Consider the following 3,322-nt stretch of genomic DNA (forward strand, 5'->3'; position numbering starts at 1 on the left):
GCGTCCGCGTTTCCATGGGGCATGTTCTCCGCCTGCCCTTTGCTCACCTCGATGGGACAGTGACCACGTGGCAGCGCTCGCTTGAGCAGCTCCGCGAAGCAGGCTTCCATCTTGTCTCACTCACGCCTGATGAGAAGGCAGAGCACCTCGCCGATGCGCTTATCGACGCCACCGGTGCTCCCTATGAGAAGATCGCCTTGCTTGTCGGTGGTGAAGGTCCTGGCCTGACAGAGCACGCGATGCGTGCCACGGATATTCGGGCGCGTATCCCAATGGCGAATGGCACCGACTCGTTGAATGTGGCTACCTCAGCCGCGATCGCGTTCTATGAGCGGGATCGGTCGTTTTCGCACTAGTGGCTATCGGTCCGAGTGACGGATCTTTTCCACCACAGCGTCTTTGAAATTCCGCCAGCGCCGAGTTGCTTCCCGGCTGATGCGGCGAGCGGCGGCCGCGGAGGCGTCGGCAAGCTGGGCGAATTCTCCGCCCTGGTCCTCGTCGCTCATTTCCTCATAATCGTCATAGTCCGCGCTGGGGCTGGCGAATTTCGCGGCGACCTCTGAGACATCCTTCGTCTGTGGACCGCGCGCTTCTACCTTCGGTTCAGGACGACCATCGACCGCGTAGCCCACAACATTGATATCCGGGCCATTGGGGGAGACGTCCACGCCAAGCCAGGCCTGCTGTGCAGCCTGCATGAGATCCACGGGCTCAAATGGCAGTGAGATGCCACCGATTTGTTCCGCGCGTTCACCTGCCCAGAACGGAGCCTCGAAAGGCTCAGGCAGGCCAAGATCCTCCATCAGTTCTGTACGGGTGGCGCACAGACTGCGATTGACGGTCGTGCCGGTGAAATGCGCGAAACCGCCGTAACCGACACCGTCGCCAGTTCCCTCTGCCACCACGAAAACCTCGGCTGCGGGAACAGCGCCGAGCAGGGTCGGGGAGATCTCCGAAAGCTTGCCACAGTCCTCCACGAATGTCTGGAGCACTGCCACACCGGGATAGCCCGCGATATAGAACTCCGCGCGGGACGGCTTAGTCGAGCGGTTCAGTGGGAATTGACCGATCGGAGTGATCGGCCACTTCGGGTTCAGCTGGGCCAAAAGCTTACGGCCAAAGCCACGGTCAGCTTTCGGCTCCGCCTCTAAAACTGCAGCGGGATTCGCTGCGCCGACGTACCAGAATGTGACTACTGCGGGAAAGCTCATGATCCGGCCCTGCCTTGACTACCAGTGCGCTATCGCGGGCGCTTGGTATTGGTGCGGACACCGAGCAGCACGTCCTCCCAGTGCGGGGTAACAGCCTTACGGCGACGCTTCTGTGGCTTTTCCTCAGCATCTGGGTGCTGGAGGAAATCGCCTTCCGTGAAGTCATGTGGCTGGGTCTCGCTGGTGGACAGCTCATCATCGTTGAGGTCGTTGTTCTGCGCGTAGTCCTCAGCCTCATCCTGGACTGGCTCGGGAGCATAAGCGTTGTGCGCGGACAAAGAACGCACCGGTTGAGCGAAAGACGGATCGATCAGGTCAGCTGCGACCGGATCGCGCGGCTCCGTTGTCGCGGGGCTACCCATGGAGCGGCGGAAGAACCACTCCGCGCTGTGCTCCTGCAGACCTGCCTGCCAGGTAATTCGGACTACCCATGGCTCGCCAGCTTCGCGCACGGCATCCCACTGAGCCTCAGACAATGCGTGGCCACGTGCAGCGAATGCGAGCGCAAGAATCTCATACAAGGTCTCGGACGCGGTACCGTCCTCGCGCACTGGGTGGGACTGCTTTGCGGCCTCAGCGACCTGCGCGCGCTCCAGCAGGACCGGGTGAGCGTATGGCTCAATGCGGCTTTCCGCCACACCCATTTCCTCTGCCAAGGAAGCAGCATCCGCACCGGCACGGATTCGTGCCTGGATCTCATTCGGGCGCAGCGACAGGGGAGTGGCGAACAGTGGATCAGGCTCCACCGGAGTGCGCGGAGCCTGCTGTGGCTCAGGCGATTCTTCTGACTCAACTACAGCGAGTTCATCAGAGGCCTCGGTGTTTTCGGTGTCTTCGGAGCCCTCAGTCTCTGCTTCCGCTGAGGTGTCGTCGAGTTCTTCGGTGTGCTCATCTTCGTCTGCAATCGGCTCTTCGCCGGAATAGACGGTGAAAGTGGGGCGCGCCGGTTCGTCGACAAGTTCGGCGTCGACCAACTCGTAGTCATCGCCGGAATTATCAAAGGCATCGGTGTAATCACGCTCAGCCTCGAACAGCGCTGGATCTGGTTCGGGAACCTCGCGGAGATCGGCGCGGGGGATACGGAATCGCTCACCGTCATCGGTGCGCAGCACCCAGACGGTGTCAGTCGATTCTTCAGCAACTACAAAGAGCTCGCGCATCCCCAACTCCTTACACCGGTGTTATTCACTTCAAACACTTTAACCGATGAAATAGCCGGATCCCGGTTACTTCACGCCGACGCCCTGGCTGAGGAAGAAGTCGATCGCACCGGTCAGCTTGGTCACGTCCTCGGAATCAATCGCCGGGAACATGCCGATGCGCAGCTGGTTACGGCCCAGCTTGCGGTACGGCTCAGTATCGATGATGCCGTTGGCGCGCAGTGCCTTAGCCAGCTCAGCTGCGTCAATCGAATCATCGAAATCAATCGTGCCCACAACATACGAGCGCTTGTCAGCCTCCGCTACGAACGGGGAAGCGTGCTCGTGGTTATCGGCCCAAGAGTACAGCGCCTCCGAATTCGCACGCGTGCGCTTGACCATGCCGTCCAAACCACCGTTCTCATTCATCCACTTCACCTGGTCAGCGAGCATCAGCAGCGTGCCCACAGCCGGGGTGTTGTAGGTCTGGTTCTTACGCGAGTTGTCTACCGCAGTCTGCAGATCCAAAAATGCCGGGATGAAACGGCCGGACTCCTTGATCTTGGCAATGCGCTCAATCGCAGCCGGGCTCATTGCAGCGAGCCACAGGCCACCATCAGAAGCGAAGCACTTCTGTGGGGAGAAATAGTAGGCATCCGTCTGAGCAATGTCGACGGGGAGGCCGCCGGCGCCCGACGTTGCGTCGATAAGCACGAGCGCGTCCGTGTTCGGACGGGTGACGGGCACCATCGTGCCTGTCGACGTCTCGTTGTGCGCCCACGCGACAACATCGGCATCCGTGCCATCAAGCTCGCTCGGTGCTGGGGCAGTGCCGGTCTCTGACTCGACAACAGCCGGATCCTCCAGCCATGGAGCCAGCTTGGAAGCCTTAGCGAACTTGGAGGAAAACTCGCCGTAGGTGAGGTGCGCGGACTTCTTCTCGATCAGACCGAAGGTTGCTGCATCCCAGAA

4 protein-coding genes are annotated in these 3,322 nt (G+C 60.6%); 1 reads left to right on the forward strand and 3 read right to left on the reverse strand.

All coding sequences use genetic code 11. The annotated features are described in order from the left end of the window. Positions 1 to 356 (forward strand): RNA methyltransferase (locus tag Q0X21_RS10215; RefSeq protein ID WP_297851760.1); only part of this gene is annotated, 356 nt, incomplete at its 5' end. 3 nt (positions 357 to 359) lie between these two features. On the opposite strand, the gene Q0X21_RS10220 is transcribed toward Q0X21_RS10215, so the two are convergent. The 3 genes from Q0X21_RS10220 to serC form a co-directional block, all read right to left on the reverse strand. Next, positions 360 to 1,211, reverse strand: a complete 852-nt coding sequence (locus Q0X21_RS10220; RefSeq protein WP_297851761.1) for a DUF6928 family protein — start codon at positions 1,209 to 1,211, stop codon at positions 360 to 362. A gap of 29 nt (positions 1,212 to 1,240) precedes the next feature. Continuing rightward, complete coding sequence (gene sepH, locus Q0X21_RS10225; RefSeq protein ID WP_297851762.1) at positions 1,241 to 2,371, reverse strand: septation protein SepH; 1,131 nt, start codon at positions 2,369 to 2,371, stop codon at positions 1,241 to 1,243. A gap of 66 nt (positions 2,372 to 2,437) precedes the next feature. Further along, the coding region (gene serC / locus Q0X21_RS10230; protein WP_297851763.1) for a phosphoserine transaminase at positions 2,438 to 3,322 on the reverse strand (885 nt) is incomplete at its 5' end.

It is taken from the genome of uncultured Corynebacterium sp. (assembly GCF_947253065.1).
Classification (GTDB): Bacteria; Actinomycetota; Actinomycetes; order Mycobacteriales; family Mycobacteriaceae; genus Corynebacterium.

Excerpts from the sequence above, each read along its gene's own strand:
- Q0X21_RS10220 (WP_297851761.1), bottom strand. The coding sequence starts at position 1,211 with ATGAGCTTTCCCGCAGTAGTCACATTCTGGTACGTCGGCGCAGCGAAT.
- sepH (WP_297851762.1), bottom strand. The coding sequence starts at position 2,371 with ATGCGCGAGCTCTTTGTAGTTGCTGAAGAATCGACTGACACCGTCTGG.